General features: G+C 48.2%; 25 protein-coding genes and 2 pseudogenes. 13 read left to right on the plus strand and 14 right to left on the minus strand.

Translation table 11 applies throughout. The features are described from left to right. Nucleotides 1-269: 269 nt before the first annotated feature. The 3 genes from ACINK7_RS21240 to ACINK7_RS21250 all read left to right on the plus strand — a co-directional run bounded on the left by ACINK7_RS21240 (nucleotide 270) and on the right by ACINK7_RS21250 (nucleotide 3606). The gene (locus tag ACINK7_RS21240; protein ID WP_404358475.1) at nucleotides 270-2015 is read left to right on the plus strand and encodes a GGDEF domain-containing protein; all 1746 of its coding nucleotides are present in this window, start codon (nucleotides 270-272) and stop codon (nucleotides 2013-2015) included. Nucleotides 2016-2646: 631 nt separating this feature from the next. Continuing rightward, nucleotides 2647-2883: a hypothetical protein gene (locus tag ACINK7_RS21245; protein WP_404358477.1), complete on the plus strand. Its 237-nt coding sequence runs from the start codon at nucleotides 2647-2649 to the stop codon at nucleotides 2881-2883. A gap of 126 nt (nucleotides 2884-3009) precedes the next feature. Next, nucleotides 3010-3606: a DUF308 domain-containing protein gene (locus tag ACINK7_RS21250; protein ID WP_404358478.1), complete on the plus strand. Its 597-nt coding sequence runs from the start codon at nucleotides 3010-3012 to the stop codon at nucleotides 3604-3606. A 106-nt stretch (nucleotides 3607-3712) separates the two neighbouring features. On the opposite strand, the gene ACINK7_RS21255 is transcribed toward ACINK7_RS21250, so the two are convergent. The 3 genes and pseudogenes from ACINK7_RS21255 to ACINK7_RS21265 form a co-directional block, all read right to left on the minus strand. Continuing rightward, nucleotides 3713-4558: a 2-oxoacid:ferredoxin oxidoreductase subunit beta gene (locus ACINK7_RS21255; RefSeq protein ID WP_404358480.1), complete on the minus strand. Its 846-nt coding sequence runs from the start codon at nucleotides 4556-4558 to the stop codon at nucleotides 3713-3715. Continuing rightward, nucleotides 4555-6300: a 2-oxoacid:acceptor oxidoreductase subunit alpha gene (locus tag ACINK7_RS21260; protein ID WP_404358482.1), complete on the minus strand. Its 1746-nt coding sequence runs from the start codon at nucleotides 6298-6300 to the stop codon at nucleotides 4555-4557. The genes ACINK7_RS21255 and ACINK7_RS21260 overlap by 4 nt, the downstream gene beginning before the upstream one ends. Nucleotides 6301-7148: 848 nt before the next feature. Next, nucleotides 7149-7668: pseudogene (locus ACINK7_RS21265) on the minus strand (LexA family protein). Nucleotides 7669-8433: 765 nt separating this feature from the next. On the opposite strand from ACINK7_RS21265, the gene ACINK7_RS21270 reads away from it, so the two are divergent. The 7 genes and pseudogenes from ACINK7_RS21270 to ACINK7_RS21300 all read left to right on the plus strand — a co-directional run bounded on the left by ACINK7_RS21270 (nucleotide 8434) and on the right by ACINK7_RS21300 (nucleotide 15909). Next, complete coding sequence (locus ACINK7_RS21270) at nucleotides 8434-9531, plus strand: efflux RND transporter periplasmic adaptor subunit (RefSeq protein ID WP_404358484.1); 1098 nt, start codon at nucleotides 8434-8436, stop codon at nucleotides 9529-9531. Nucleotides 9532-9552: 21 nt separating this feature from the next. Then, nucleotides 9553-12735: an efflux RND transporter permease subunit gene (locus ACINK7_RS21275; protein ID WP_404358485.1), complete on the plus strand. Its 3183-nt coding sequence runs from the start codon at nucleotides 9553-9555 to the stop codon at nucleotides 12733-12735. After that, on the plus strand, nucleotides 12722-14158 hold the full coding sequence (locus tag ACINK7_RS21280; RefSeq protein WP_404358487.1) for a TolC family protein: 1437 nt from the start codon (nucleotides 12722-12724) through the stop codon (nucleotides 14156-14158). Before ACINK7_RS21275 ends, ACINK7_RS21280 begins: the two co-directional genes overlap by 14 nt. A gap of 44 nt (nucleotides 14159-14202) precedes the next feature. Beyond that, entirely contained in the window at nucleotides 14203-14421 is a 219-nt protein-coding gene (locus tag ACINK7_RS21285; protein WP_404358489.1) for an aminotransferase class V-fold PLP-dependent enzyme, read from the plus strand. Next, entirely contained in the window at nucleotides 14391-14576 is a 186-nt protein-coding gene (locus tag ACINK7_RS21290; RefSeq protein ID WP_404361493.1) for an aminotransferase class V-fold PLP-dependent enzyme, read from the plus strand. The genes ACINK7_RS21285 and ACINK7_RS21290 overlap by 31 nt, the downstream gene beginning before the upstream one ends. A gap of 131 nt (nucleotides 14577-14707) precedes the next feature. Further along, nucleotides 14708-15283 (plus strand): annotated as a pseudogene (locus tag ACINK7_RS21295) (hypothetical protein). 179 nt (nucleotides 15284-15462) lie between these two features. Continuing rightward, entirely contained in the window at nucleotides 15463-15909 is a 447-nt protein-coding gene (locus ACINK7_RS21300; protein ID WP_404358491.1) for a hypothetical protein, read from the plus strand. A 406-nt stretch (nucleotides 15910-16315) separates the two neighbouring features. On the opposite strand, the gene ACINK7_RS21305 is transcribed toward ACINK7_RS21300, so the two are convergent. Together ACINK7_RS21305 and ACINK7_RS21310 are read right to left on the minus strand one after the other, a co-directional pair. After that, nucleotides 16316-16546: a hypothetical protein gene (locus tag ACINK7_RS21305; protein WP_404358492.1), complete on the minus strand. Its 231-nt coding sequence runs from the start codon at nucleotides 16544-16546 to the stop codon at nucleotides 16316-16318. 18 nt (nucleotides 16547-16564) lie between these two features. After that, complete coding sequence (locus tag ACINK7_RS21310; RefSeq protein ID WP_404358494.1) at nucleotides 16565-17515, minus strand: IS4 family transposase; 951 nt, start codon at nucleotides 17513-17515, stop codon at nucleotides 16565-16567. A gap of 279 nt (nucleotides 17516-17794) precedes the next feature. On the opposite strand from ACINK7_RS21310, the gene ACINK7_RS21315 reads away from it, so the two are divergent. Together ACINK7_RS21315 and ACINK7_RS21320 are read left to right on the plus strand one after the other, a co-directional pair. Beyond that, on the plus strand, nucleotides 17795-18130 hold the full coding sequence (locus ACINK7_RS21315; protein ID WP_404358496.1) for a type II toxin-antitoxin system RelE/ParE family toxin: 336 nt from the start codon (nucleotides 17795-17797) through the stop codon (nucleotides 18128-18130). Beyond that, on the plus strand, nucleotides 18127-18444 hold the full coding sequence (locus ACINK7_RS21320; RefSeq protein WP_404358498.1) for a transcriptional regulator: 318 nt from the start codon (nucleotides 18127-18129) through the stop codon (nucleotides 18442-18444). Before ACINK7_RS21315 ends, ACINK7_RS21320 begins: the two co-directional genes overlap by 4 nt. Here ACINK7_RS21320 and ACINK7_RS21325 read toward each other — a convergent pair whose 3' ends face one another. The 3 genes from ACINK7_RS21325 to ACINK7_RS21335 form a co-directional block, all read right to left on the minus strand. Further along, nucleotides 18445-18915 (minus strand): hypothetical protein, encoded by a 471-nt coding sequence (locus tag ACINK7_RS21325; protein WP_404358500.1) that lies wholly within the window; start codon nucleotides 18913-18915, stop codon nucleotides 18445-18447. Nucleotides 18916-19164: 249 nt separating this feature from the next. After that, nucleotides 19165-19440 (minus strand): helix-turn-helix domain-containing protein, encoded by a 276-nt coding sequence (locus ACINK7_RS21330; protein WP_404358502.1) that lies wholly within the window; start codon nucleotides 19438-19440, stop codon nucleotides 19165-19167. After that, entirely contained in the window at nucleotides 19427-19789 is a 363-nt protein-coding gene (locus ACINK7_RS21335) for a type II toxin-antitoxin system RelE/ParE family toxin (RefSeq protein WP_404358504.1), read from the minus strand. The genes ACINK7_RS21330 and ACINK7_RS21335 overlap by 14 nt, the downstream gene beginning before the upstream one ends. Nucleotides 19790-20736: 947 nt before the next feature. On the opposite strand from ACINK7_RS21335, the gene ACINK7_RS21340 reads away from it, so the two are divergent. After that, nucleotides 20737-22266 (plus strand): hypothetical protein, encoded by a 1530-nt coding sequence (locus ACINK7_RS21340; RefSeq protein ID WP_404358506.1) that lies wholly within the window; start codon nucleotides 20737-20739, stop codon nucleotides 22264-22266. A gap of 191 nt (nucleotides 22267-22457) precedes the next feature. On the opposite strand, the gene ACINK7_RS21345 is transcribed toward ACINK7_RS21340, so the two are convergent. From ACINK7_RS21345 to ACINK7_RS21370, 6 genes are all read right to left on the minus strand, one after another. Continuing rightward, nucleotides 22458-23609, minus strand: a complete 1152-nt coding sequence (locus tag ACINK7_RS21345; protein ID WP_404358508.1) for a hypothetical protein — start codon at nucleotides 23607-23609, stop codon at nucleotides 22458-22460. A 137-nt stretch (nucleotides 23610-23746) separates the two neighbouring features. Further along, complete coding sequence (locus ACINK7_RS21350) at nucleotides 23747-24034, minus strand: DUF2283 domain-containing protein (protein WP_404358510.1); 288 nt, start codon at nucleotides 24032-24034, stop codon at nucleotides 23747-23749. Between the two features lie 23 nt (nucleotides 24035-24057). Then, on the minus strand, nucleotides 24058-24474 hold the full coding sequence (locus ACINK7_RS21355) for a hypothetical protein (protein ID WP_404358512.1): 417 nt from the start codon (nucleotides 24472-24474) through the stop codon (nucleotides 24058-24060). Then, nucleotides 24449-24835, minus strand: a complete 387-nt coding sequence (locus tag ACINK7_RS21360; RefSeq protein ID WP_404358514.1) for a helix-turn-helix domain-containing protein — start codon at nucleotides 24833-24835, stop codon at nucleotides 24449-24451. The genes ACINK7_RS21355 and ACINK7_RS21360 overlap by 26 nt, the downstream gene beginning before the upstream one ends. A 115-nt stretch (nucleotides 24836-24950) precedes the next feature. After that, nucleotides 24951-25589, minus strand: a complete 639-nt coding sequence (locus ACINK7_RS21365; protein WP_404358516.1) for a hypothetical protein — start codon at nucleotides 25587-25589, stop codon at nucleotides 24951-24953. 147 nt (nucleotides 25590-25736) lie between these two features. Continuing rightward, nucleotides 25737-26420, minus strand: coding sequence for an NrdJb (locus ACINK7_RS21370; RefSeq protein ID WP_404358518.1), 684 nt, complete (start codon nucleotides 26418-26420; stop codon nucleotides 25737-25739). Nucleotides 26421-26438 lie beyond the last annotated feature (18 nt).

The following is a 26438-nucleotide window of genomic DNA, read 5'->3' on the forward strand; positions in this document are numbered from 1 at the left end:
CCTTAGCTTGAAACGTTCGTGTCTGAATTGCAGCCCCGACACGGATGGAGAAACAAACTACCTTGATTCGAATAATTTAATGAATCGCTTATACCGGCTTGTGAAACATGACCATTTTCCGAAGCGTTACGCTGCTATACTTCGGCCATGAGACTTATGCAAAGCCTTATTTATACATTTTGGTTAAAAAACGGGTGTGAAATAAATTATCTACCCAACGCAATCTTCGATTTTCCCGTCAATCTATATTATCAGGCCGATTGATACAGTTGCTTACACGATTAGTCGCTTACTTCATAGATCTTGTAACGGAACACCGACTGAAAGGCGGCTTATTGCTTTGCCTGTCACTTTTTACGGTCTGTCTCCAAGCACACGAATCACCCCTGCAATTGCATAACGACTGGCAATACCGCTGGGGCGACTCGCCTTTCGATGCTCAAGGGCGACCGGAGTGGGCTCAGCAAGACAACGCTAGCGAAGCATGGCAAGCAATCGACTTTCCTTCCAACCCTCCGGGACGCGACGGACAGACCAATGTTTGGTTCCGTACTGCTTTACCGAATGGCAATTGGCACGACCCGGTCATTTATATCTACAGTGTCGACTTAATTGTTCAAGCTTATCTGGATGGGCAAAAAATCTATCAGTACGGCTATTTCGATCATAACGGTCATGGACGTTTCGAAGGTTGGCCTTGGCACATGATCCAACTGCCTGCCGATTTTGCGGGCAAGTTTCTTTATTTTCGGGTGTTTTCCGACTATAGCGACATCGGCCTATGGGGCGAGGTCAGGTTGATGGAACGACTCGATTTGATCAAATTGATTCTCGATCATTCGGTGGAACAAATTGTCGTTAGCGGCTTTTCCTTGCTGATCGCCGGTTTGGCCTTTTTTTTCGCGTTACTGCAAGCCGAACGGAGAAGTTTTTATTATCTAGCATTGTTCGCCTTGGCTTCCGCCTTGATGGTCTTCGGTCAGAGCCAAGTCAAATTGTGGTTGATCAACGCACCGTTGTTTTGGGATCATCTGGCTGCGACCGGCTATTTTTTATTGCCGGTCGCGATGGCTTTATTGTTCGGGGAATGGTGCGCCGGAATTAAGTATCAAAAATTGATCGGGGCGCTATGGCGATTTCATTTAGCCTATGCAGTAGGCGCCAATATATTGCCATTGCTCGGTTATAGCGCAATTTCCAGAATGTATTTTGTTTTTGACGGTTTATTTGCGATCAGCCTGTCGCTATTGTTTGCAGTGGCTTTCTCGAGATTTCGTCATGTCAACAATGAGCAAAAAGTCATCATCGTCACATTTGCTTTTTTCGGTCTATTGTTATTGCTCGACATGGCCGTGGCACACAGTATTCTACCTTGGCGGCGAATACCGCTGGCCTGGGGCTTGTTAAGCTTTTCTTTGGCATTGATCGCCATTTCGTTACACCACTTCGTACAAACGCAAACCGAGTTAAAGCGACTCAACGCAACGCTGGAACAAAAAGTCAAAGACCGCACACGGGAGCTCGAATTATTAGCAACAAGAGACCCGTTGACCAATATTTTTAACCGGCGCGCATTCTATCAAAAAGGCGAACCGATATTTCGCGCCTCCCAGCGTTACAAAAGGAACCTGTCGGTCATCATGCTGGATATCGACCACTTCAAACGCTTCAACGATATCTATGGTCACGCAGTCGGCGACCAAGTGTTGGTTATGGTCGCCGATTGTTTTCGAAAAAGTTGCCGAGACAGCGATTTTGCCGCGCGTTTCGGCGGCGAGGAATTTGTCTTACTTCTGGAAGAGGCGGATTCGCATAGCGCGCTTAAATTTGCAGAGCGACTGCGTGAGGCCATCGCCGAATTGAGTCTTCCCGGTATTGAGCAAACAATTACCGCGAGTTTGGGTATTGCGTGTTTGAACCCGGAAACGCAGTCTATCGATGAACTGATCACAAGAGCCGACCGTGCGCTTTATGAAGCCAAGCATAGCGGGCGCAACCGATGTTGTTATGTATAATTTTGGGCTTGATTTAATTCGAATATTTAAACAGATACCAATCGTCCAATTCGGTTATAGATGCTTGACTGGAAGACTTGGCAGTGTTTTTTCTCACGATTTTCTTCGGTCACTCTCGTGGGGCGGGTTATTCAACCCGCCCCGAACGTTTCAATTTCCTTTAGTCACGGTCGAAACGTTTAGGACAAAGTTGCCCCCCTTCCTGCCAAAATCTCAAATTAGAATCACAAGGGCTAGGGGTCGAATGTAATTACTGCCCCGTTTATTATAGTTTTATTCGCAGTGGCTCCAGAACCGGAGAACGTTAACCACTCAAATGCCTCATAGAGTAGGCGCTAATGCCCCTTTACCCGCCCCTTTACCGATCGTTTTCATGATATGGTAACCTTTTTATTGAAAATGGGGCATCTTGTTTTAGCAATAACTATTGGTTCGAACCAAAGAAACCAATATGATTACGCCATTGCCCGAATTGGTTTAACAACGCGCGCACGCTCGTGGCATAAATTATCCTGATTACTTAGAACCTTCAGCCAATTTGCTTTGGCTTAGAGCTCCCGCCCGGGCCCCGTTAGGCCGCGCCGAGCACTGACGATTTTGCCGAGAATAGCCCGCCAGGGGAGCGGCAGGGATGCCGCTCGTTTTCGGAGGGCTAGGGATAGCCCTTCCTAAAACCCTCGGCAAAATCGTCAGCGCGCAGGATACAGCGGCCTCCGGGTGTCTGCTGACTCGCGCCATCCGGGCGCTCGCACTTCGTGCGCCTTTGGCGTCCCAATCCGCTCCCGGCGGATTGGTCTTTTGGATACTTTTCTTTGGACAAGCAAAGAAAAGTATCGCGGTTGTCGGTCCGCGAACCGACTCCACATAAACGTCGCGATAGCGACACAAAACCTTGTCTGGACTTCAAATAGGCTGAAGCTTATACGTAATCAGGTAAATTATTGAAAGGCTGTGATTTTCCTATCTAAAATTATGTTTTAAAAAGGAGAAAGAAATGATTTCAACCGAATCGAAAACCGAATTCGACCATTTTCTCAATCAGCGCAATACGCTATTAGTGCGAGGCTTGGCATTGTCGATTGCCGGCATACTACTGACCGTTTTGTCCGCATTGGCCCCTGGAGTGCGTATCATGAATCAAAACAGCTCCTGGCTGCCGATAGTATCGATCGTGATTTTGGTAACCGGTTTTATGGCCTGTTACGATACTTTCCTCCAGCGTCAAACCAAGGAATTCTATGTAAACTTGCAAATCGGAGTTTTGGATACCGTGTTTGGCTTAATCATCCTGACCGAGCTAAATAAGTCCTCGGATAAGCTCATCTTATTGGCTGCGGCGTATTTGCTGATCAAAGGTATTTTTCGGATATTTGCGGCTTATAGCGTGCGATTTTCCCACTTTACCGCAGCCACCCTTGGCGGCCTGATCTCAGTAATCATGGGCTTGATTCTTTGGCAGGAATGGTTTGGCGCATCCATGTGGTTTATTAGTTTTTGTTTGAGCGTTGACATCATGACCCGCGGCTGGGCTTTGACTAGGTTCGGCATTTGGCTCAAAACCCAATACAAACTCAATAAGCAGGATGAATGATCTACAGGCATTGTTCTCACGACTTCATCTACTCCCTTTTGATCGAAAAACCGGCTAAGAATAAAAGGTATGGGATGTGTCTACCGAGGACCGCCGTTCAGCATTCTCATGCGGGTACCTCAAAGTCGGCCGCGATAGCCGCCAGGCTTCGGGGCGCGGCGGTATCGTGCTGAAAGCAGGGCCGTGGAGCACGATACAGAATCCCAGTACCGATGCCGTCATCGTCAAGTAATTTAAGATAGGCCTCGCGCTTATCAGCGGTCGGCGTAAAAGCCTCGTGTACCTGTTTCTTCCAGTTAAGCTGTTCCGGACGGAAAGTAACGCACGGACTCAATATCTGCACAAAAGCGAAACCGGGAAATTCGATGGCCTCGCGGATGATCTGCGCGAGTTCGTTGGGGGCATTAGAGAAGGCCCGCGCGATGAACGGCGCACCGGCAGCCAGCGCCATTTCCAGCGGCTGAAAGGGCAGTTGATGTGTGCCTTGCGGGGCCAGTTTCGAACCGGTCCAGTCACTCTCAGTGGTCGGCGAAGCCTGTCCCTTCGTCATACCATAAACAGCGTTGTCCATCACCAGATAACTGAAATTAGCATTGCGCCGGCAAGCATGGATGAAGTGGTTGCCGCCGATCGAGAAACCATCTCCGTCGCCGCCTACGGCGATGACCGTGAGCTCCGGCCTGCTGATGGCTAGCCCTGCGGCCACAGGCAATGCACGGCCATGTACGCCGTGGAAACCATAGGCCCGGGTATAGGCCGGAAGCCGCGATGAGCAACCGATACCCGAGATCAAGGCAACCTGTTCAGTTGGAATTTCCAGTGCTGCGAGCGACTTCGTGAGCGCGTTGAGCACGCCGAAATCACCGCAGCCTGCGCACCACACAGGCTTGTAGCTCGACTTATAGTCCTTGTGCGCGAGGGCACGGGTCTTGACTTGATGTTCTCTGCTCACTTGACCTGCTCCATCTCTAGTACGCGAAGCGCAGCGGCGATCCGGCCCGGTCGCAAGAGCAGGGGACCGGGCTCGGCAAGACTGCGAGTGTGCGGCGGCAGCTCGCAGCCGGCCCGCAGATACCGAAAAAACTGCGCGCCGTGGCTTTGTTCGACCACCAACAGGCGATCTATCCCTTCCAAAGCCCTAGCGATTCGTACAGGATCAAGCGGGGCGATCAGCCTTAGCGACACGAGCCGTACCGCCGATCCATCGGCACGAACCCGCGCAACGGCCTCGCGAGCCGCTTGAGTAGTGGAACCCCAGGTCAGCAACCCAAGAGATCCTCCACCCTCGATGTCGGCCCAGTCATCGCCGTAATCGAATTGCTCGAGCTTACGGCGTTGCTTGTCCAACTGTAGGCGATGGTCGGCGGGCATGGCCGAGGGGCGCGCCGACGGTTTGTGGCTCAAACCCGTAGCGGTGTATTCGCTGCCCGGCGTGCCGGGAATGCCCATCATCGAGATGCCGTCGCTGGAATCCCCGAAACGTTGGAAGTCCGCGATGTCCGCCGGCGCCCTGCGCCGCTCGGCGTGCCACTCGCGATCCTTCGGCGGATTAATGGCAATGCGTGACTGCCCCAGAAACTGGTCGCTCAACACCACAGCCGGGCATTGCAGCGCCTCGGCCAGGAACACGGCCCACTGGGTGGTCGTCACGCAGTCGCCAATGCCGTTGGGCGCCAACACCAGCCGAGGCGCGTCGCCGTGCGCGCCATAAACGGCAATGGCGAGATCGGCCTGCTCGGACTTGGTGGGAATGCCAGTAGATGGCCCGCCACGCATGACGTCGACCACAACCAGTGGCGTCTCGGTCGCCACCGCAAGACCCAGCGCCTCGACCATCAAGGAAAGGCCCGGGCCCGAGGTGGCTGTCATGGCCGGCACGCCGCCAAACGAGGCACCAATGCACATGTTGATCGAGGCGAGTTCGTCCTCGGCCTGCACCAGACAGCCGCCTACCTCGGGGAGCCGCCTAGCCAACCATTCCTGAATCTCAGTGGAGGGCGTGATCGGATAGGCGGCGCAAAACCGCACACCGCCGCGCAGTGCACCCATGCCGACGGCTTCGTTACCGGTCAACAGCCAACGCGGTTGAGGTTGGGGCGGTGCGAGCCTGCAGGCACATTGGAGCGACTCGGCCTCGGAAATACTCGCCTGCAGTCCATCCTGTATGACATCGAGCAACAGGTTCCCTTTTCTGGTTAGCCGGCGTTTAATAGTATTCTTTATGAGTTCTAAATCGAGACCGACAAGCACTCCGACCATGCCCACTGCAATGATATTGGCACGCAAGCCGGAATGTTCGCGCGCAAGTTCGCTAAGCCTTACGCCGTAGCGGCGAGCACCTGAATTCGTCACCCAGGCGGGCGGCTCGCCTGCAGCGGGGTCAGCAATAACTACGCTGTCGGCATCCAGCACCAACTCGTCGGAAAAGTGCTCGGTCTTGCCCCAGTCCAGCGCGACTAAGAGATCGATGCGATCATCCTGGCAGCCGACAGGCGTCACGCCGAGCCGAAGCACCGCTGCGGCTTCGCCACCACGGATCTGTGGACCGGTGGAACGGGTCATCAAGCCGAAATAACCTGCCTCGGCAGCAGCATCCAGCAGGATCTGCCCGGCGGTCATCACGCCGGCCCCGCCACTGCCGATCAGAGCCAACGAACAACTGTCTACTGGCGGTTTTTCTTTCGCCTCGTTCATCGCCGGCCGGTTCCTTCAGGCTTATTCATTTTTATAATGTTCATGATTCATTCTCTGCACGGCACGGGACTACACGCCCCGCACTTTTACCTGTTTACTTGCACGGACCGGCGGCGTCGTTGTGTGGAATTACTCATAAGAAATCCAATGCGCCTAATCGCGCATTCCGACCGGATTATGATCTGGGGAGAAAATGCCGTCAAGCGGGAGAAGAAGGGTAGAAAAAAGGGGGGGGCTGGGTTGAATCACAAAATAATAAACCCGCCTCCCTCTATTTCGCAATGACGACTACTGAATATCAGCATTTTGACTGGTATGCTGGACATCGATACCGACCGAAGCGCCCTTTACATCAAAATCCAAAACAACACCATCGGTTATTCATCCGAATCGACGGAAGGTCGTTCTGCTATACCTTTCGCACATCCAATTTCGGCAGTGCCGGAGGAGGCCTCGGGGTGCTCGATAAAGGCTTTGCCAGCATGGAGCTGGCATAGAGCCTACATGGATGTATTTACCCAGCACCTAAATGAGCCATGAATTTTATATCATTGCCAAATACCTATGGAATTTAGATGCTGGATTTAGGTGCTGGGTTTACGGCGTCCTTTAACGAGCACCCCGAGGCCATTGACATTTCTCAACAACGAACGTTTTTGAGGGACTACCTAACCGGCCAAAAATCCCCCCTAGTACCGTTACCAAACCACACCCACCAACAAAACTCCAGCAATCGCCAAAAACTGCAGCGACATCCGCGCGGCGGTCGTCCATCAGCACGGCTACCCGATTTCTGACTTGGTCCTGCATGTGAATTTTTCTCGACATGGCCATTCTCCAACTGAGGTTTAATAAGCGCGGTAACTGCGCATTTGTCCGACTAAGACACCTTGAATCTCAACCTGTTCAGGAAGATAAGTCATGACGGTCATTGCCGTATTGGCCGGGAGCAACAGCACTTTGTCCGGCGATTGCTCAATGTATTTCAAGGTCGCTTCGGTTTTATCGATCAATGCCACGACAATCTCGCCATTGCGCGGGTAGTCGCGTTGTTCGATCACCACCCAATCGCCGTCGAAAATGCCGATTTCTTTCATCGAATCGCCTTGGACCTGCAACACATAAGAGGCTTGTCGCTTTTCAGCCGTTCCGGAACCGGCATATAGTTGACGCTTTCCAGCGCTTCGATCGGTTTAACGGCGGCAATCCGGTCGCGATCAATGCGGCAATGTGCTTATGCAACGAACCGCGTGAAGCCATACCCAAGGTTTGACAAAGCTCAACCAGTGTTGGCGGATAGGCGAAGCTTGAATAGTTATCGCGTAAATACTCAAATATTTGTCGCTGTCGGCGGGTCGGATTAACTATTTTGTTCTACTTTAGTAAGCGTCCAAAAACTATCTCCCGATTTTGCTGGGAAATTCAGGCAAAATTTCAGGAAGTAAATGATGGACACTTACTTAGGGTAACCCAATACCGTTTATTTGGCATACCAACAAATATTCTCTCGCCCTTGTAGCCGCTACATAATTCGCAAACCTGTCATTAACTTCGTTTTATTCATCTATAAAAAGTAAAGCCACGGCTTTGAACTCGTTTGAGCTCGCCAGCGCTGGCTTGACCAGTGAAGCTCTTCATGCGTTTTGCCGCGAACGGCGCTTATTTAGCCATTACCTGGACACTTGGAAATAGGACTTTATTCAACAGCGGGAAACGGCCGAGTCAAGTCCGGAAACTATTAACAGCGAGCTGATATCTGGTTCATTTAAACCAACTGCCAGCTAAAGAATTGGTTCATTTCGTACGCTATCTAACCAAAAACTCTTTTTGCAAATGTATTTCGCTGGCGTTTACCAATACTAGTTGGAATCCATTTGCTATGTCGCCGAAAAAATATCAGCGTCGTATATCTTTTTTAAACAGAAAACGCCTCCTAAAAATTTAACCTTTTCATATAAAAACAAATATATAGAGTAATTTCTTCAAAAAATGGCATTCAGTTATTGGGTGTTTCGTAAGCCTCTCAAATAAAAATAGGCATGCTTCATGCCTAATATATCAGCGATAGATAGGTTTTGCTTCTAGAGCTTGGCCTATCCACTTTTTTGCGTACATCCGATGATCCAGAGCACTATGCAAACAAATATAAAAGTACCTGTAGTTTTTAGCTTGATTACTTGTCTATTGATGGTTGCTTGCAATCAAACAGAACCTGAAAAACATGAACAGCCGCCTACTTTAGAGGCAACCAGACCTCTGCGGGAAGACACGTCGGTGACCAAAGAATATGTCTGTCAGATTCGTGCGATCAGACATATCGAGGTCCGAGCGCTGGAAAAGGGTTATTTACAAAATATTTTTGTCGATGAAGGGCAATGGGTGCGCAAGGGCGAGCGAATGTTCAAAATCATGCCCAATATCTATCAGGCAGAGCTGTTGAAAGCACAAGCCGAAGCCAACAACATGAATATCGAATACCTGAATACTAAAGGATTAGCCGATCAGGGTATCGTATCGTCTAACGAATTGGCTTTGGCAAAAGCCAAATTGGATAAGGCGAACGCCGAAGTGAAGCTGGCGGAAATCCACTTGAGTTTCACCGATATTAATGCGCCTTTCGACGGCCTGATGGACCATTTGAATGTCCGAAACGGCAGTTTGTTGGACGAAGGTTCTTTGTTGACCACCCTGTCCGACACCAGCAAGTTGTGGGTGTATTTCAACGTTCCAGAAGCCGAATATCTGGACTACAAACTGCATCAGTCGGAGGACGAGCGCATTAAGCATGTGCAGATCAGAATGGCCAACGGGCAGATTTTCAATCAGGCTGGAGTTATCGAAACCATCGAGGCTGATTTTGATAATTCTGTTGGCAATATCGAATTCCGCGCCACTTTTCCCAATCCCGACCGACTGCTCAGGCACGGCGAGACGGGCACGATTCTAATGGAAAAACCCTATAAGAACGCCCTGCTGATTCCGCAAAAGGCGGTGTTCGAAATCATGGACAAAAACTATGTCTACGTCATTAATAAAGACGGCAAATTGGAACAACGGCTGATCGAGATCGAAGCCAATATCCCGCATCTGTTCATCATCAAAGAAGGCTTGCGAAGCGATGACAAAATACTGCTCGAAGGCTTGCGCAAAGTGCATGCTGGTGAAGAGGTGAAGACCGATTTGAAGCCGCCCGAAAAGGTTCGCTCAGAACTGGATTTGTATACCGAGTAACCTTTTAACTGGTGGTTGATTATGTTTAATATCTTTATCAAAAGACCCGTGATGGCGATCGTGTTGTCACTGGTATTCCTATTCATGGGCGTATTGGCTATCCGAACCTTACCTATCTCCCAATTTCCGGATATTGCACCTCCTCGCGTAGTCATTTCCCTGGCTTACCCGGGTTCCAGTGCGGATGTGTTGGTGCAATCTTCCCTGATTACCATAGAGCGGGCCATCAACGGAGTACCCGGTATGAACTACATCGTCTCCGATGCAACCAGTGCTGGCGAAGCGGTAATTCAAGTGATTTTCGATCTCGGTGTCGATCCAAATACTGCGATGGTGAACGTTAAAACTCGCCTCGATCAAGTGATGAGTCGGTTACCAAAGCTGGTGCAATTAGAAGGGGTCGTCGTCGAGCGCATACAGCCCAGCATGTTGATGTATGTCAACCTGTACAGTAAGGATAAAAACGCCGATCAGAAGTTTTTATTTAACTATGCCAATGTTTCGGTTATCCCTGAAATTCAGCGCGTCTATGGCATTGCTCAAGCAAAAATTTTAGGTAGTCGCCAATATGCCATGCGAATTTGGCTGAATCCAGATCGGATGCGGGCCTATAGTGTCTCGGTAAACGAAGTGATGGAGGCTATTGGCAGCCAAAGCATTATCGGCCGGCCTGGCCGGTTGGGGCAAAGTACCGGGATTGCCGCCCAATCCAAGGAATATGTGCTGATTTATAAGGGGCGCTACAACAAGCCGGAAGAATATGAAGACATTATTATCCGGGCTAACTCGGAAGGCGAGATTCTTCATCTAAAAGACATTGCCAAAGTCGATCTTAGTAGCGAGTTTTATGATATCTACTCCGATAAAGACGGCTATCCTTCCGCTTCCATCGTGCTCAAGCAAAATTACGGCAGTAATGCCAGTAAGGTTATCGAGGACGTCAAAGAAAAACTACAGGAGTTGAAAAAGGATTTTCCGGAAGGGATGGATTACGAAATCAACTACGATGTTTCGCGTTTTGTGGATGCCTCCATCGAAAAGGTCCTGCATACCCTAGCGGAAGCGTTCGTATTGGTTTCCTTAGTAGTTTTTATATTTTTAGGTGATTGGCGCTCTACCTTGATTCCGATATTAGCGGTACCGGTGTCATTAATCGGTGCCTTCGCTGTCATGTCGGCATTCGGCCTGTCCATTAACCTGATTACCCTGTTTGCCTTGGTGCTGGCCATCGGTATCGTGGTTGACGATGCGATTGTAGTGGTCGAAGCGGTGCACGCCAAAATGGAAGCCGAACATGTCACGCCCTATGTGGCGGCGCGCCAGGTATTGGGGGAAATCGGCGGTGCCATCGTGGCGATCACTTTGGTGATGGTGTCGGTGTTCGTCCCGATTGCCTTCATGTCGGGGCCGGTAGGGGTATTTTACCGACAATTCGCCATCGCCATGGCTTCGTCCATCGTCATCTCGGCGGTGGTCGCCTTGTCTTTATCCCCCGTTCTGTGCGCGATGATCCTGAAAAACACGCATGGACAACCGAAACGCAGAACCCCGATCAGTCTGTTCATCAATGCCTTCAACACAGTATTCGAAAAAGTGACCGGCCGCTATATTCAGCTTTTGAATGTGGTGGTCATGCGGCACCTGCTGACGATTTTGATTCTGGCCGGGTTTTCCTTCGGCATTTACTCCGTCAGCCTGACGTTGCCGTCGGGTTTCATTCCGGGCGAAGACCAGGGCATGATTTACGCCATCATTCAGACGCCGCCCGGCTCAACCATTGAAGTCACCAACAAAGTGGCGCGGCAGTTGGAAGAAGTGGCCAGACAAATCGACGGCGTGCAGTCAGTGTCTTCCTTGGCCGGCTACGAAGTACTGACCGAAGGACGTGGTTCCAACGCCGGAACTTGTATCATCAACTTGAAAGATTGGTCTCAGCGCAAACATTCCGTCGAGGACGTCATTCACGAACTGGAGGAGAAAACGCATGATTTCGGTGCGGTGATCGAGTTCTTCCAGCCACCCGCGGTGCCGGGTTACGGCGCGGCTTCCGGTCTGGCGTTTCGTTTGCTCGACAAGACCTTGGACACCGATTACCACGAGTTCGACAAACTTAACCAGAAATTTATGGCTGCCTTGCGTAAGCGTAAAGAGCTGACCGGATTGTTCACCTTTTATGCAGCCAACTATCCCCAATACGAACTGATCGTCGACAACAAACTGGCCATGCAAAAAGGCGTTTCCATCGACAAAGCCCTGGAAAATCTGGATATCATGATCGGCAGTACTTACGAGCAGGGCTTTATTCGTTTCAACAACTTTTTCAAGGTTTACGCCCAGGCCCTGCCCGAATTCCGCCGTTTCCCTTCGGACGTGCTGAATTACTACGTGAAAAACGATAAAGGGGAAATGGTGCCCTACTCCGCCTTCATGACCATGGAAAAACGCCAAGGTCCCAACGAAATAACCCGTTACAACCTATACAACTCGGCAGCTATTCGCGCCGAACCGGCGGCCGGTTATACCACAGGCGCTGCCATCAAGGCGGTGCAGGAAGTCGCTGCCGAAATGTTGCCGCAAGGCTTCGATATAGCCTGGGAAGGCCTGTCGTTTGATGAAGCGCGCCGCGGTACCGAAGCGATCGAAATCTTCGTGGTGGTTATCGTGTTCGTCTATTTGGTGCTGGCGGCCCAGTACGAAAGTTTTATGTTGCCGTTGATTGTTTTATTTTCGTTGCCTCCCGGCATTTTCGGCGCCTTCTTTTTACTGAAAACATTAGGCCTTGCCAACGATGTCTATTCACAACTCGGTTTGGTGATGTTGATTGGTTTGCTTGGTAAAAACGCGGTGTTGATTGTGGAATTTGCCGTGCAAAAGCAGGCTCAGGGCATGTCGGTCAAGGATGCTGCCATCGAAGGCGCCAAAGCCCGTTTCCGGCCGATCTTGATGACCTCGTTTGCTTTTATCGCCGGCTTGATACCGCTGGCGATCGCGACCGGGGCTGGCGCGGTCGGTAATCGAACCATAGGCACCTCATCTCTGGGCGGAATGCTGTTCGGCACCGTGTTCGGCGTCGTGCTGATTCCCGGACTTTATTACATTTTCGCCAAGTTGATTGAAGGAAAGTCCTTGATAAAAAAAGAAGACATCGATCCATTAACGGAAACCATTCACTTCGCTTCGGGGGATGAAAATGACTACGACTAAAGCAGTTCGCCTTATTGCGTTGGCCGCGGTGGGATTGACAATGCAGGCCTGTGGTATTCCGGACATGATGACCAAAAAGGCTGACACCCAACTGCCGGAACAGTTTAAGCAAACGCCGGCAGAGCAAAATTCAAGCGCCTCGGTAAAATGGAACGAGTTTTTCGACGACCCGAATCTGTTGAGTTTGATCGATACCGCCATCGCCAATAACAAGGAAATCAATATTGCATTGCAGCGTATCAGCATGGCGCAAAATGAAATCCAGGCTCGTAAGGGGGCGTATATGCCGTTTGTTAGCATCGGCGCGGCTGCCGGAGGCGATAAAACCGGCAAATACACCCGGAATGGTGCGGTAGAAGAAGGCTTACCGCTCGCCAATGGCCAAGCATTCCCGGCGTTCCTCGGCGATTATCAATTCGGTTTGTTTTCGACCTGGGAAATCGATATCTGGAAAAAGCTCAGGAATGCTAAACAGGTGGCCGTGCTGGAATACATGGCCTCGCAGGAAGGCCGGAATTTCCTGCTGACCAATCTGGTCGCGGAAGTGGCGCATTCGTACTATGAGCTGATTGCGCTGGATAACCAATTGGAAAATCTGGCGCAAAACATCGCTATTCAGAAAAACGGTCTGAAAATTGTCGAGCAGCTGCGGATATTTGCCAGAACGAACTCGCTGGCGGTCAAGCGTTATCAAGCCGAGGTAGCAAAAAACCAGGCCAGACGCTATGAAATCGAGCAGCAGATTACTGTGGTCGAGAACCGTATCAACACGCTGCTCGGACGCACGCCGCAGCCTATCCAGCGAAGCTCAAAGGTTTTCATGGACATTAAACCCAAAATACTCTCGGCGGGCATTCCGTCACAATTGCTGCAAAATCGACCCGACATTCGCAAAGCCGAGTACGAATTATCCGCGGCTGAGTTGAACATAGAAGTGGCCAGGGCTAATTTTTATCCCTCCTTCGGTATCAAAGCCGGCATAGGCTTCGAAGCGTTCGCGCTCAAATACCTGATCAATACGCCCGAATCGTTAGCCGCGATGGTTGCCGGCGAATTGGTGGCGCCGCTGGTCAACAAAAACGCTATTACTGCGGAATACAAAAACGCCAACGCCAAACAGATTCAGGCAGCCTATGAGTATGAGCAAAGTATTATCAATGCCTATGCTGAAGTCGCCAATCAATTATCCAATATCGACAAGCTGAACAAAAACTACCAATTGAAACAACAGCAGGTTAATTCGTTGGTGCAGTCGACCGGTATCGCCAACCAGTTATTCAAATCGGCACGCGCCGACTATCTGGAAGTTTTGTTAACGCAACGGGATGCCCTGGAAGCAAAAAAAGAACTGATTGAAACCAAACAAAAGCAGTTCAGTGCAATGGTCGATTTGTATAAAGCGCTTGGCGGTGGTTGGCAGTAGATCAGGATTTACTTGTAAATAATTACTGCTGCCACCCGCGCGACTTGATTTTTACCACGGGAGCCACCGAGTCAAATAATCTGACACTAAAAGGGATTGCCTATCGTTATCGCGATAAAGGCCAACATATTGTCACCTCGGCGAGTGAACACAAAGCCGTTTTGGATTCGTGTCATTATCTTGAACGATTGGCTTTTCGCTTACTTATCTGCGTCCGGACAGAAACGGCCTTATCACGACCGATCAAGTTTTATCGGCGCTAACCGATGACACGATACTGGTTTCGTTAATGCATGTGAACAACGAAACGGGGATCGTCCATTGTATCGCCGCAACCGCTCATGCACTTCGGGAAAAAGTCGTTTTTTTTCATGTCAACGCGGAGGGAAAAATAGATGAAGATCGTTCCGGTCAATGAGGTGTTAGGCATCGGCGCTAGAACCGCCGCGAAGCTCGAACAGCTCAGGCATTGTCACCGCGTGGGATTTAGCCAGCCAAGCGCCCGAACGTATGCAAGCGCAATTCAATATCGTCATCGCCCGCACTATCATGGAATTGAATGGTATTCCCTGCCTGGGATTGGAGGAAATCGCCCCGGACAAACAACAAATCGTCTGCTCGCGCAGTTTCAGCCAGCGGTTGAGCACGCTGAACGAATTTCGCTCAGCCATCGCCGAATTCGCCAGCCATGCCGCTGAAAAACTCCGCCAAAAACACTCGACGGCCGGCGATATCTCGGTCTTCATCCGCACCAATCCGCTCAACCCGAACGAAGCGCAGTACTAACGCGCGGCCAGCGTCAAACTCGATGCGCCGACACAAGACAGGCGCGTGCTGAACGCCACGGCAAACCGCTTGGTTCAATCTCTCTACCAGCCGGGCTACGCCTACCAAAAAGCTGGGGCGCAGTTGAGCCGGATTAAGCTGGCCACCATGCCGGGCCAATTGGATTTATTCGATATGGTCAACAACGGCTTGCCGATCGATAACCGGTCGCTGATGGCAACGCTCGACCGCATCAACCAGCGCTTTCCGGGCGTTTTGTCGATCATGGCCACGTGCTTTGATCGCAGTAGGCAGCCGAAGGCGGAACGAAATTCGAATTGTTCCAAAAGAAGACCTTAGCTTTTGTAATCGAATATAAGCACTGGCCGTGAAATTTCTTGCAAACGACCGTTTAACTGATAATTTGATCTTGCAGCATGATAAATTGAAAGTTAACGTCAACATAATTTAATCATTATGAGTCAACAACGTATATCACTGATACTGCATCATTAACCTGCCACAGGAGTCCGTTCCAAATGAAAAAAACAAACTCAAACCGCATGATAGTTGCTTGGTTAAGCATCTTGTTTTTTAGTTTTTTTATGAGCCAAATTAGCTTCGCCGCTGACCATGAAGACCAATGTTTCAACGAAGTTCAAGGAAAAATCCCCTGGAATGATGAAAAAAACATGAATTGGCGTGATGATAATGTAAAGCAGCTATGCAAAGGCACTACTAAGCCACTTGAGCCAGGTAAATGTTTCTCGAAAGTAAGATCGGAACGAGTGAATTGGGGTAAGAGTAGCCAATGGGAATGGAAAAACATCATCAATTTGTGCGCTGGCACCAATGACGCGGAGAAGACCGTTGAATGCTTTAACAAAGGGATTGCTAGCGGCGCAGACTGGAGGGATGCTATCTTGACCTGTCAACGAAACTTAAGCAGCCAAGGCAAAAATAATAAACTAGATTGGAATCGATAATTATTTTTTTCTGATATAACATCTGGACTTAATCAAGCTGGATAGGCAGTTCAAAAGCCTTTTCCAGCTAGTTACGGGTTATTCGTAATACCTTTTTACCAATTTTTTTCAGGTATAAATGCTTAACCGTTTTCTACCTGAGTATATTAAATTAGTTCTTTTATGGATTTAGGACTAAATTCAAAGGGCGAGACCATCCAGCCAATAACAATTGCTTTGCTCAAAGAAAACTCGCCCAATCGAAGCGCTTAGGATACAGTAAACTACGTACGCCGCAACAACACTTCTCCAAACACAATCAACCACTCAAACCTCCTGCCTCAACCGCCCCACTGGAAAAAGGGGTCTGGAAAAAGGGGTCGGGTTTAATTAATAATTTAACCCGACCCTGAGGTATCCCCACAAATTACGCCTTTTCCAGAGTTCTGAAATAATCAACCAAGAGAGCCTGAGCGTGTTCCAATAAATTTTCCGGCAACTCAAATACCACATATTGGCAAGCGATACGGGCCAGAAAAATGACCGAATAGGGCGAACGGTCACGGTTGCTGCAGACTTTGATTTGCCGTTCGATGGCCGTTCCTTTTAAGCCCAGCCCGATCAACCAAAGCGCAAAAATGATAAGCGCCGCAATCAACAACAAATTCGCCCGGCGTTAGGCACTTATCCGGCTATCTTGAGTTAAGTCGGCGCCATAATGCGTGCTTTTCGTGTCTCGGAAACCTTCCTCGATTTGCATGCGCGAGCGATAATAATTCACGACGTCAACCGACGTATAATCCTTCAACGAGGGCGATACCACCAATAACCAAGGTTCTTTTTCGCGCGCAGCCTGTTTTCGGCTGGATCTGGATTGAGCTGGGCGGTGTTGAACCGTCAGATCTTTACGATGTTTGGGAGCACGGTAAAACGCAACTAAGGTACCGGGTAACGGATTGCTGCGAACCCAAAGAGCCTTGCCCAGGCATTTGGCTTTGCGGGTAGCGCGAGCATACAAGGATTTGGCTGGGAGCCATTGCTTGGACTCATCGGCCCAAGCGATAAAATCCCGGCCGCGAATCCGCCCCAACCAATGCCAATTGAAAGCTTCGACGGCCCGAAAAAATGGGGTTCGAAACCCGGAGTCAGCGACAATGATGGGGGTAACGCCAGGCGGCAGAAACGCCTGAAGACGACTCAGAAACTGCTGCTGAACCCGGGGATTCCCCAGTTTTTTGCGCGGATGGATTTCCTCGCATAAGGTAATAGTGCGCCCGCCGGTCGGTAGTGCCGCGCGTAACAACTGCTGACTTTGATCGGCGGTGAGCGGTGACCAGTCGACAATAACCAAAGGCAAGGCCAGCGACTGTAGTAACCACTGCGTCATAACCCCATAGAACTTCTGTCGCTCAGACTTGAGATTGGAATTGCCGAGAAGACGGTCGATGCGCTTGATTTTATGTTTGAGATAGGCCCGCCCGGAAAGTGCGCGCCCCAGAGCTGTTAGCGTCACTGAGGTACCTTTCAAGCCGGCCTCTACGGTGGCCATGAGCGCTTTAAGCCGGGTTCGATGAAGCTCAGGAAGCGCCTGTTTGATCAAACGATGGAGTAAGCTTATGGTCGACATAGGGCTTCCCCGGCGAAGCTGAAAGACTACGAATTTCAGCAATTAGACCCGAAAAACCAACTTTTCTATCAATCTTCATCTATAGCAAATTGTTTTATATAGCTATTTTGTGGGGATACCTCAGAACCCGACCCTTTTTCTACTTTATTTCAAAAAAGCTGTGAATCTACACCTGACTCTGTTCCCACGCAGGCGGTGGCGACGATTTGCGGGACGTATTTATTGATGAAGGAGGAATATTGTCATTGATCATCAGTAACCCATAGGTTACTATCAAGCATGATTCAGGTCCATGAATATACAGATACGAATGGCCGAAGCCCTTTCGCGGATTGGTTTAATCATCTTGATGCATCTAGTGCCGCCAAGATAGCAACCGCGATTATTCGGCTGGAACAGGGGAATTTCTCGAATGCAAAAGGTGTCGGTGCCGGCGTATTAGAATTTCGCATCGATTCCGGACCGGGATACAGAATTTATTTTGGCAAAGACGGCGAGCGACTTGTGATCCTGTTGGCTGGCGGCACAAAGAAACGGCAGCAACGCGACATTGAGGATGCACAAACTAGATGGAACGATTACAAGCGGCGAAAACGCCAGAGAGGTGACAAATGACTTTAACACGCAGTTTCAAAGATACCGTGATAGCGCGTATCGGGCAGGACACAGAATTTCGCGATGCTTTGCTACGCGAAGGAATTGAATGTCTTTTATCCGGGGATGTGGACACAGGCAAGGCCGTTTTACGTGACTATATCAACGCAACGATTGGCTTTGAACGACTTGGCGAAGTTACAAATACCCCGCCCAAAAGCCTGATGCGCATGTTTAGCCAGAAAGGCAATCCACAAGCTAGAAATCTCTTTGCTGTTATCTCTCAGCTCCAAACCCAAAGTGGCGTTCATCTTGAAGTCAGAGCCGTGCACTAACTAGAGCGTGGTGACTTCCGGCCGCGATTGGTTAAAACCTATGGCGAGATACGGCTTGGCCGTTTGACAGAAAAGCCATGAATCTAGACTTGACCCTATCGTCATAATGGCATTGGCCTGAGCGAGTCTACGACGCAGGCGCTCATTATCCTGGGTAAGTTGGCGCACACGACGGTCCTCGGCCTGAGCCGGATCGGTCTTGCGCCCGCGCTTTTGCGGAGCCAGCGCGGCACGCTGATCGGCAGCACGCTGTTTGCGCCAAGTGGCTAATTGGGATGAGTAAATCCCTTCTTTGCGTAATAGGGCGCCAATCTCGCCCGGCTGAGTACAGCAATCAGCGGCATCCAGGATGCGGCGCTGGGCGGTGGGAACCACCTCCGGATCGGGCCGTGCGCCGGAGGTCGCGTTTCCAGCCGCCCTACGGGCGTCTTCCAACGCGACCTCCGGCGCAGTTAATTGTGGTGATTCCATGGTCTCTGCTTTTGATTTGCTCATGATTCTGGCCTACCTTTATACTCTAATTTCCGAGGGGTCGGTGTCTCAGGTCATATTGGCACAGGGGGCTGACGGTGTCTCACTAGCCCGGGAGAAGGGGCCTAGGGCGAAAAAGGGGGGCGGTTGAATTATAAAATAAACCCGGCCTTTTTATTTCCCATTTCCCAAAAAAGCTATGAATCTAGACCTGACCCGATTGCCTGCCCCGATTGCCTTTTAGCTGTTTTATCGGATTGATACCTCAAGTTTCCGCCCCAATACGGCAGCAAACTTTTCAAGAGTTGACAATCTAATGTCTTCGGCATGATTTTCTATGCGAGAAATTGCCGATTTCTTGGTGTGAAGTTTTTCCGCAATTTCCTCTTGAGTTAAACCAGATGCCTCTCTAGCTTGTTTGAGAAGAACACCAATTTTGAAAGACTGATACCCTTCATCAAATTCTTCAGAAAATTCACTATCAATCGCTTTTCGTTTACTAATATACTTTTTAAGGTCGCTCATTTGACTGCCTTCTCTTGAGGTAATCCCGTTTTCGCATTTCGGCCACCTTGATTTCTTTCTTTGGCGTCTTCTGAGTTTTCTTTTGAAACGCGTGATTTAGAACTATCAAGTGGTCACCATCAAGAAACCCGAGGATTCTGAATATGCTTCCTCCAGCCTGGACCCTGACCTCCCACAACTCATCGGTGTTCACGAGTTTCTTGAAGTATTGGACAGGGATAACATCGAGTTCTTCAATGAGTTGGAGTACCCAGGCAACTTTTTGCGCCTGCTTGCTCTGCAACGAATCAAGAAACTCTTCAACTGGGGAAACACCCGACTCCATCCGATAAAAATGGATTTCTCTCATGCATAAATGTTAACCTATTCGTTAACTAATTACCACGTTGTGCTTTGCTGACTTCCAGCAGCTAGAGGTCAATAGAGTCTAGATTAGTGCTAATCATCAAGGTAGAACAGCCAGTTACCTGACCGCCCCCTCATAAATCCCGGCGTGCGGAATTACCGTACCGGGCTTTTCAAAACTCTTCGCTTTGGAAAAAAAGTAGCAGGTTGAATTATAAAATAAACCCGGCTCTTTTATTTCCCATTTCCAAAAAAGGCTATGAATCTAGACCTGACCATATTGCTTCTATTGCTTAGACCTGACCCTATTGCTCAATAGGGTCGGTGAGCTTGACATCGGAAATAATGCCGTCTAGAGTCAGTTGCAATTTAATAGATAGGCAAATTTGCCTGAATAGTCGGTTAATAGCAAGTTCCCGGCGGCTTCGCCGCCGGGAATCGCGGCAAATATGCGCGGATTATCGAATATCAAGGCAAACGTACCTGAAAATACCGGTAATTTCGACTTGTATGGGCAGATTTGCCTGGGAATCAATAGTTAGCTGCAAAGGAGATCATATGGCGACAATCAAAAGAAAATCGAGCATAGCAGGCACAGGGTGCCTCCTGCAGTTCCTTGGACTCGCAAGCCTCCTCGTTGGCCTAGTCACCATTGTCACTGTGATTGGCCCAATTATTCTATGGCCACTTGGCCTATGGCTTGTTTTCGCCGGCAGCAGAAAGGCATCATGGTACGAATGTTCCGATTGCGGAACAAAACTTAGCGGGAAGAAGATCAAAATATGCCCAAACTGCAATTCCAATTTCTAGCAACACAAGCGGCTAACAAGGCACTGCACCGGACGCCGACAAGCGGTGCCGGTGATCTTTAGCGTTAGGCTCTCAGAAACACATCAACAAATGCTTCCCGATACATATCTTAGTCTTCAACCAAATCGAAAAGGCTCCTTTGTGTCCTGGCTTGAAGAACTTGGGCTGAAAAATTTAATAAGCCGTTATTCATTGCCAAAATTGCTTGAATGGGGTTGGCTTGTTCCAAAATATAAATGTTCTTTTCCTGCTGAATATTTTGAGGAAGTAACTCCTGAAAATTTTGACAGAATACAAAATCAGCCAAGGCATAACGACCCTATTTATCGTTTATTAGGCTATGGTGAATCGTGGCAGATAGAAAACACCGAAGACACTTATTGGTTTTTACATCCTTTTTTCCGCGCTGATAGTGATTACAGCAACTTGCTGAACCAAACAGATAGCTCGGCAATGCCTAATGTTTATTATTTTTTCCATTGGCAGGCTTACGCTTTAATAGACGTTGTGCGAATAGCAAGCATGGGAGCTTTTCCTATCCTAAATACGCCGGATATTGAAGAAGATATTGCCAGTATCTCAAACTGTAAAATACAACCAAGCGACGCACTCAATCAGCTACATAGATGGGGTGGGTTTGCTAAGCCAATGACTTGGATTTCTCATTATCGTGCGTTTCGTAACGCATTGTCTGATATAGATGATAGAGCAAAACGCAAAGCACTACATAAACAAGGCGCAGAAGCATTAGCCCTGTATTTGGAAATTGATGCTGAAGTATTGGAAAAGGCCATCAAAGAACAGTTATTACAAGAATTGGCCGGTAGTTGGCTAAAGACAAACTATGATTGCGAAGAATGGACACTTCAGGCTTGGCCTTATCTGCAAAAAGACATTTTCTTTGCAATGGAATGGCTTTGCGCTCTCAATGGTAAATCGTTTAATGACTATTTCAAAAAATGGCAGTTTTCTCATAAGAGAGAAGTATGGCCACCTTTTCATAAAGTTCTACCTTTTGAATATTTTGAAGATAGGCAATATTTTTTAGCTACTGTGCCTCACTACAAAAAGTTTTATAACGGCATCCTTCCAACGGATGAAAAACTAGAGCAATTAGTAACGCGCTTACAACAAACGAATTATCTATTTGATAGCTTGCTTAATGCGTTTCGTCAATTTCACGAGCATTTGATGTACAAGCCTCAGAAAAAAGGTAGTCTTGATTTTCGGGTATTGCGACCACTTGATTATTATTCGTTACTAGCTATTCGTGCTGAAACGTGTCTTCGCTATGCTTTGGAGAAAAGTGGCTCTTTATCAGGAATGCCCGACAGCGAACAAAAACTAGAGGGTTATATTATTAAGCTTGCCCCAAAGATTCTTTCTGATAAATCAATAAGATGCCTTAAAAACCAAGTAAAAGCATATACCAAGCTTCATGACACAGCAAATATGCCAAATCCAATCAGAAGTATCATGGACATTTCCTATAGCAATCGTAGTAAAAAAGACACATATTTGATTAAAGCATTTTTAAGTTGTGTTTTAGCAAGAAACTATTTTGCCCACCATACTTATTTAGATAATGAATTTATGCAGAATCAGAGAGAAGAGTCAGCCTTTATGTTGATCGGCGTTTTAGTGACTGTATTGAAACTACTAGACGATTAAAGCAAAAATTAGGTAGTCATAGTGATTGAGCTAAAAGAATTGATGAATCTGTTAGATGTCAGCGAAACCGATGCCATTAAAGCAATATCGAATTTGGTTTCACCGCCGCCACCGCCTGCAACTCGGCAAAATTGGACGAGATTATCTACTTTTGGTCATTGCGCACCCAAAAAAGGGGTCGGGTTAAATTATTAATTCTTGCCGTTCTTGTATTTTTGTGCATCATAGCCCCCAACGTGAAACTCAAAAATAGGCTCTCCTTCTTGGTATATAGGAACTTGAAGGCGAACAATCTTGGCAGCACGCATCTTTTTGACAAAACCTGATTCGTTCCTCAAAAAAATCGAGGTATTACTGTGATCCGAAGGTCCAACGGCACCCCACCGCGTAGAGGAACCATTATCAAACCGTATCCTTATTGTGCAGTCTGAGTATGACTCACACAAAATCTGTCCTCGCTCGATAGAGAAGATTACATTGTTGCCGTAAGTTGGGTGGTCCCTGAGCATTAACTTACCTCGTTGCAGACCTTGGTATGGAAAATCAAAGGAAACTGCGTTCTCTGAAATGATGCTCGCATATTTGGCCTTGCGGCTACTCATTGGATCGTCACTAACTTGATACGACCACTTTGCGGCAAGTCTCTGAGCTTCTGCGGCTGCCACAGCCACAGCAGCATGCTTAAGCTTCTCTTCCTCTATCTTCCCGGCGTAAAAGGCAACTTTAGTTTTGTACAGCTCATTTTTGGGATGCAAATTAAATAACTGCTGGTAAAAACTTAGATTTTTTTCGTATTCATTAGTCGGAACACCCTTCACTTCAGCCAATAGATTCTCTGTTTTTTCGGCTTTTTGAATCGCTGCAAATTCTTTTTTTGCTTGAGCATTCATTTGCTCAAGCTCTTTGTCGCCAGACACAAGGTATTTATTAGATTGGGAAATAACTGACTGATAGTCGCTTCCCGAAAGTGCCTTCTTAACAGAATAAATTATCTGTTCGCGGTTGGCATTGAAATAATTAATGTTTTTCTGCCGTAACTCAGCGGCCTTTTCCGCTTTCTCGCGGGCTTGTTGCGCCGCCAACTCTTGAGCCATCTCATCTTTAGCTTGGTTATCAAAGAATCCAAAAGCTAGAAACAGGGCGAATATAGAGATAGCTCTAGCCTTTACAGGAAGCGCCTTGTTAGTCTTTGAGTAGACAAAACTTCTTACCGGTGGAAGCAGAAGGGCGGCAGCAGCAAACATGCACCCCCCTGCCAATGGTGCGTAACCAATAAAAGGCAGTCCAATTAATAAAAAAAAGACACCAAACACCCAATTAAGCGTCAGATACACATACCTCATTATTCTTACTCCTTGATGTTGCGGAAAAGGGGGCCGGTTGAGTTAAAAGAAAAGGGGGCGGATTACTTTTATGGCTAATGGAAGCCGATATTAAAAGCAAACCACCGCCTTTTGAAGCAAGTCGAAAACCGATAGCGTCAAGCGGCATCCAATTCCCTCAAAGGCAAATGCAGCAACGACAGATTCTGAATATCCGCCTTTTGACTGGCGTGCTGGACGTCGATACCTACCAAAGCGCCGTTTTCATCAAAATCCAAAACAACGCCGTCGGCCACTTCGTCTGAATCGACGGAAGGCCTGTCCGCTAAATGAATATAAAGAGAATCCGTTATTTGGTCGTATTTAGTTTCATGGTCTAAATCTCCGATCAGGAAAAGCGTTATGACCGTTTTACCGTCTTCAAGCGTGACGACCCGTAAGGGCATGACGTCATCTTTGGATCAGCCGGTTAATCGGCGATATTCGAGTCAATCTTGATCGTAATTGGAACGAAATCCAAATATAGAGATCCCCAGGGGCCGCGTGCTGTCATTTCTGCTAATCGTTCCCTGATAACGCCGGTAAGCAGTTGAGCGCCGGATGTTTCTATATGAGGTTCGGCCACTACCGGATCAACTTCATCTTTTATAACGAGAATGCCGAAGGCGGTAATCGTTATAAAGTAGGGTGCATTGCCGTTCTTTTCCTGATTAAGTTCAACTTTAGCGCTAATGCCATATTTACCTGGCTGTCCTTCAATGCGGTTTGCGCTGGCATCCACCAAAAAGTCGATATGTTTAACATCGGCTATTTCGTAATCCGGGTTGGCGATAACTTGTTGCTCTGTAAAAAAATAGCGTTCAAGCCGCAGTGGAAATTCTGTCATTTGTTTTCTTTCCGGCTATTTTCCATTCATTGCCAATTTGTTCCGGCTGTTTTTGAGTTTGTAAAACATCGAACCAGTGACTTTTCGAATGCTTTGGCGAGATATGTATATGCAATTGCCCGTCTACTGCCCGTGCCAATTTGGTCATCGTTTCGATAGTAAAATTAACATCGCCGCGAAATACTTTGGTGATATAGGCTGGGCTGGCACCCAGTTTTTCGGCAAGCGCTTTTTGTGACATGCCGCTTTTTTCAAACAGGTGATTCAACGCAACGGAAAAATCCAGCTTTGCTTTTTCTACCCAATAGCTGTCGCGTTGTTTGGCATCGGCCAACAATTTTTTAAAGGATTTTAGCGCCATTTATTCCTCCTGATCTTCTATTAGATCGATGTTTTCTGCATCATGTGCTTGTTGATATTGTTTCTTATATCGAACGGAAAAAGGGGTCAGGTTGAATTGTAAAATAAAACCACCCCTAAAAGGCACTGGAAACTTGAGCAATAATATTACCTATTTTTATCGCAATTTCTGAAACTCCCTCTAAATCTGTTGTTAAATCTTTAATATACGATAAAGATTTACGAACAATGTTTTGTTGTTTTTCTCTTGGTTGAGTAGTAATTTCAGCTATGATTTCAGTTTCGTCAATAGCTTCTTTTTTATCTGCTTCAGGCAAAGAGCTATTGTTAATCAGTTGTTGCAATTGGCTTACTAAAGCTTGTAATTCTTTGTATTCACTAGATAACGATTGAGTTGTGTTAGCTTGGGTGTTGTAGTCGCCAACTTGAAATCCAGTTGAATTACTTATATTTACGTTGTTAACTATTTTCGGTAGATGGTTATGTATTTGTTGCTCTTTTCTGAGCTTCAATTCATATCCACCAGGTATTGCTTCAAAATCTTCGCGGTAGTCCGCTCTTAGAACAGTGTATTGTTCTTCTTTTTCATTTGGCAGGGTTCGTGTAATTAAGTCGCCAGGATCTACATCCAATGTTTTGTCATCTATCGCACAGTTATCAGACATGAGCATACATTTATATGGACCATATCGTTGATCTGTTGCCTTTTTAATCAAGTAGACTTGTTCGGTCATTAAATCATCAAAAGGATTCATATTTATTTTCTCAGCAGCCAATGGGAGCAAGGGTTAATTAAGTGGATGCCTAAGTCCGTAAGGCGGAACGCCCCAGCGGTTCCGCCGAAAGCTAACCGGCTCCGGCGGCCCACCATCAGGCGGATCGCCTATCGGCATCCGGCCTACTTAACCGCACTTCGACTCCCCGCAATTCAAGCAAGTCATGCAGCCGTCCATCAATACCATTGCCTTGGTGCTGCATTTGGTGCAGAGTACGGCTTGTTCCGGGAAGGCGTCGCCGTTGTTTGCCGCGCCGTGATGGGCTTCGAATTCGCGGCGTTTTTCGGCGAGAAACTGTTTTTGGTGATCGCTCATTTCTTCGGGCTGGATCATGCCGATGTGTTTCAGGTGCGATTCGATCGCGTGGCCGATTTCGGCGACCAGCGAGGGCATGAAGACGCCGCCTTTCTTGAAGTAGCCGCCGCGCGGGTCGAATACCGCTTTCAGTTCTTCGACCAGGAAGCACGCGTCGCCGCCTTTACGGAAGACTGCCGAGATGACGCGCGTCAGCGCCAGCACCCATTGGAAATGCTCCATGTTTTTCGAGTTGATGAAGACTTCGTAAGGCCGACGTTCTTCGTGCTCGGAGCCTTGGTTTAGGATGATGTCGTTGACCGTGATGTATAGCGCATGTTCGGATTGCGGCGTTTTGATCTTGTAGGTCGAGCCGACCAGAACTTCGGGCCGTTCGATGTTTTCGTGCATCGATTCCGGAGACGGTTTTTCCGCTTCCGGTTGTAACGTTTCGGCGCTGTCTTTGGTCAGCACTTTGTAGCTGACGATTTTTTTGTTGATTTTGTGTAGTGTCATGTTTTTTGCCTAGAATTC

The sequence above is a fragment of the Methylotuvimicrobium sp. KM1 genome (genome assembly GCF_044788715.1).
Lineage (GTDB): Bacteria > Pseudomonadota > Gammaproteobacteria > Methylococcales > Methylomonadaceae > Methylotuvimicrobium.

Coding starts and splice junctions, on each gene's coding strand:
- ACINK7_RS21270 (WP_404358484.1), top strand. CDS start 8,434: ATGCAAACAAATATAAAAGTACCTGTAGTTTTTAGCTTGATTACTTGT.
- ACINK7_RS21245 (WP_404358477.1), top strand. CDS start 2,647: ATGCCGCTCGTTTTCGGAGGGCTAGGGATAGCCCTTCCTAAAACCCTC.
- ACINK7_RS21355 (WP_404358512.1), bottom strand. CDS start 24,474: ATGACAGAATTTCCACTGCGGCTTGAACGCTATTTTTTTACAGAGCAA.
- ACINK7_RS21350 (WP_404358510.1), bottom strand. CDS start 24,034: ATGCCCTTACGGGTCGTCACGCTTGAAGACGGTAAAACGGTCATAACG.
- ACINK7_RS21275 (WP_404358485.1), top strand. CDS start 9,553: ATGTTTAATATCTTTATCAAAAGACCCGTGATGGCGATCGTGTTGTCA.
- ACINK7_RS21370 (WP_404358518.1), bottom strand. CDS start 26,420: ATGACACTACACAAAATCAACAAAAAAATCGTCAGCTACAAAGTGCTG.
- ACINK7_RS21315 (WP_404358496.1), top strand. CDS start 17,795: ATGATTCAGGTCCATGAATATACAGATACGAATGGCCGAAGCCCTTTC.
- ACINK7_RS21310 (WP_404358494.1), bottom strand. CDS start 17,515: ATGTCGACCATAAGCTTACTCCATCGTTTGATCAAACAGGCGCTTCCT.
- ACINK7_RS21300 (WP_404358491.1), top strand. CDS start 15,463: ATGAAAAAAACAAACTCAAACCGCATGATAGTTGCTTGGTTAAGCATC.
- ACINK7_RS21360 (WP_404358514.1), bottom strand. CDS start 24,835: ATGGCGCTAAAATCCTTTAAAAAATTGTTGGCCGATGCCAAACAACGC.
- ACINK7_RS21280 (WP_404358487.1), top strand. CDS start 12,722: ATGACTACGACTAAAGCAGTTCGCCTTATTGCGTTGGCCGCGGTGGGA.
- ACINK7_RS21345 (WP_404358508.1), bottom strand. CDS start 23,609: ATGAGGTATGTGTATCTGACGCTTAATTGGGTGTTTGGTGTCTTTTTT.
- ACINK7_RS21325 (WP_404358500.1), bottom strand. CDS start 18,915: ATGGAATCACCACAATTAACTGCGCCGGAGGTCGCGTTGGAAGACGCC.
- ACINK7_RS21335 (WP_404358504.1), bottom strand. CDS start 19,789: ATGAGAGAAATCCATTTTTATCGGATGGAGTCGGGTGTTTCCCCAGTT.
- ACINK7_RS21365 (WP_404358516.1), bottom strand. CDS start 25,589: ATGAATCCTTTTGATGATTTAATGACCGAACAAGTCTACTTGATTAAA.
- ACINK7_RS21250 (WP_404358478.1), top strand. CDS start 3,010: ATGATTTCAACCGAATCGAAAACCGAATTCGACCATTTTCTCAATCAG.
- ACINK7_RS21260 (WP_404358482.1), bottom strand. CDS start 6,300: ATGAACGAGGCGAAAGAAAAACCGCCAGTAGACAGTTGTTCGTTGGCT.
- ACINK7_RS21320 (WP_404358498.1), top strand. CDS start 18,127: ATGACTTTAACACGCAGTTTCAAAGATACCGTGATAGCGCGTATCGGG.
- ACINK7_RS21330 (WP_404358502.1), bottom strand. CDS start 19,440: ATGAGCGACCTTAAAAAGTATATTAGTAAACGAAAAGCGATTGATAGT.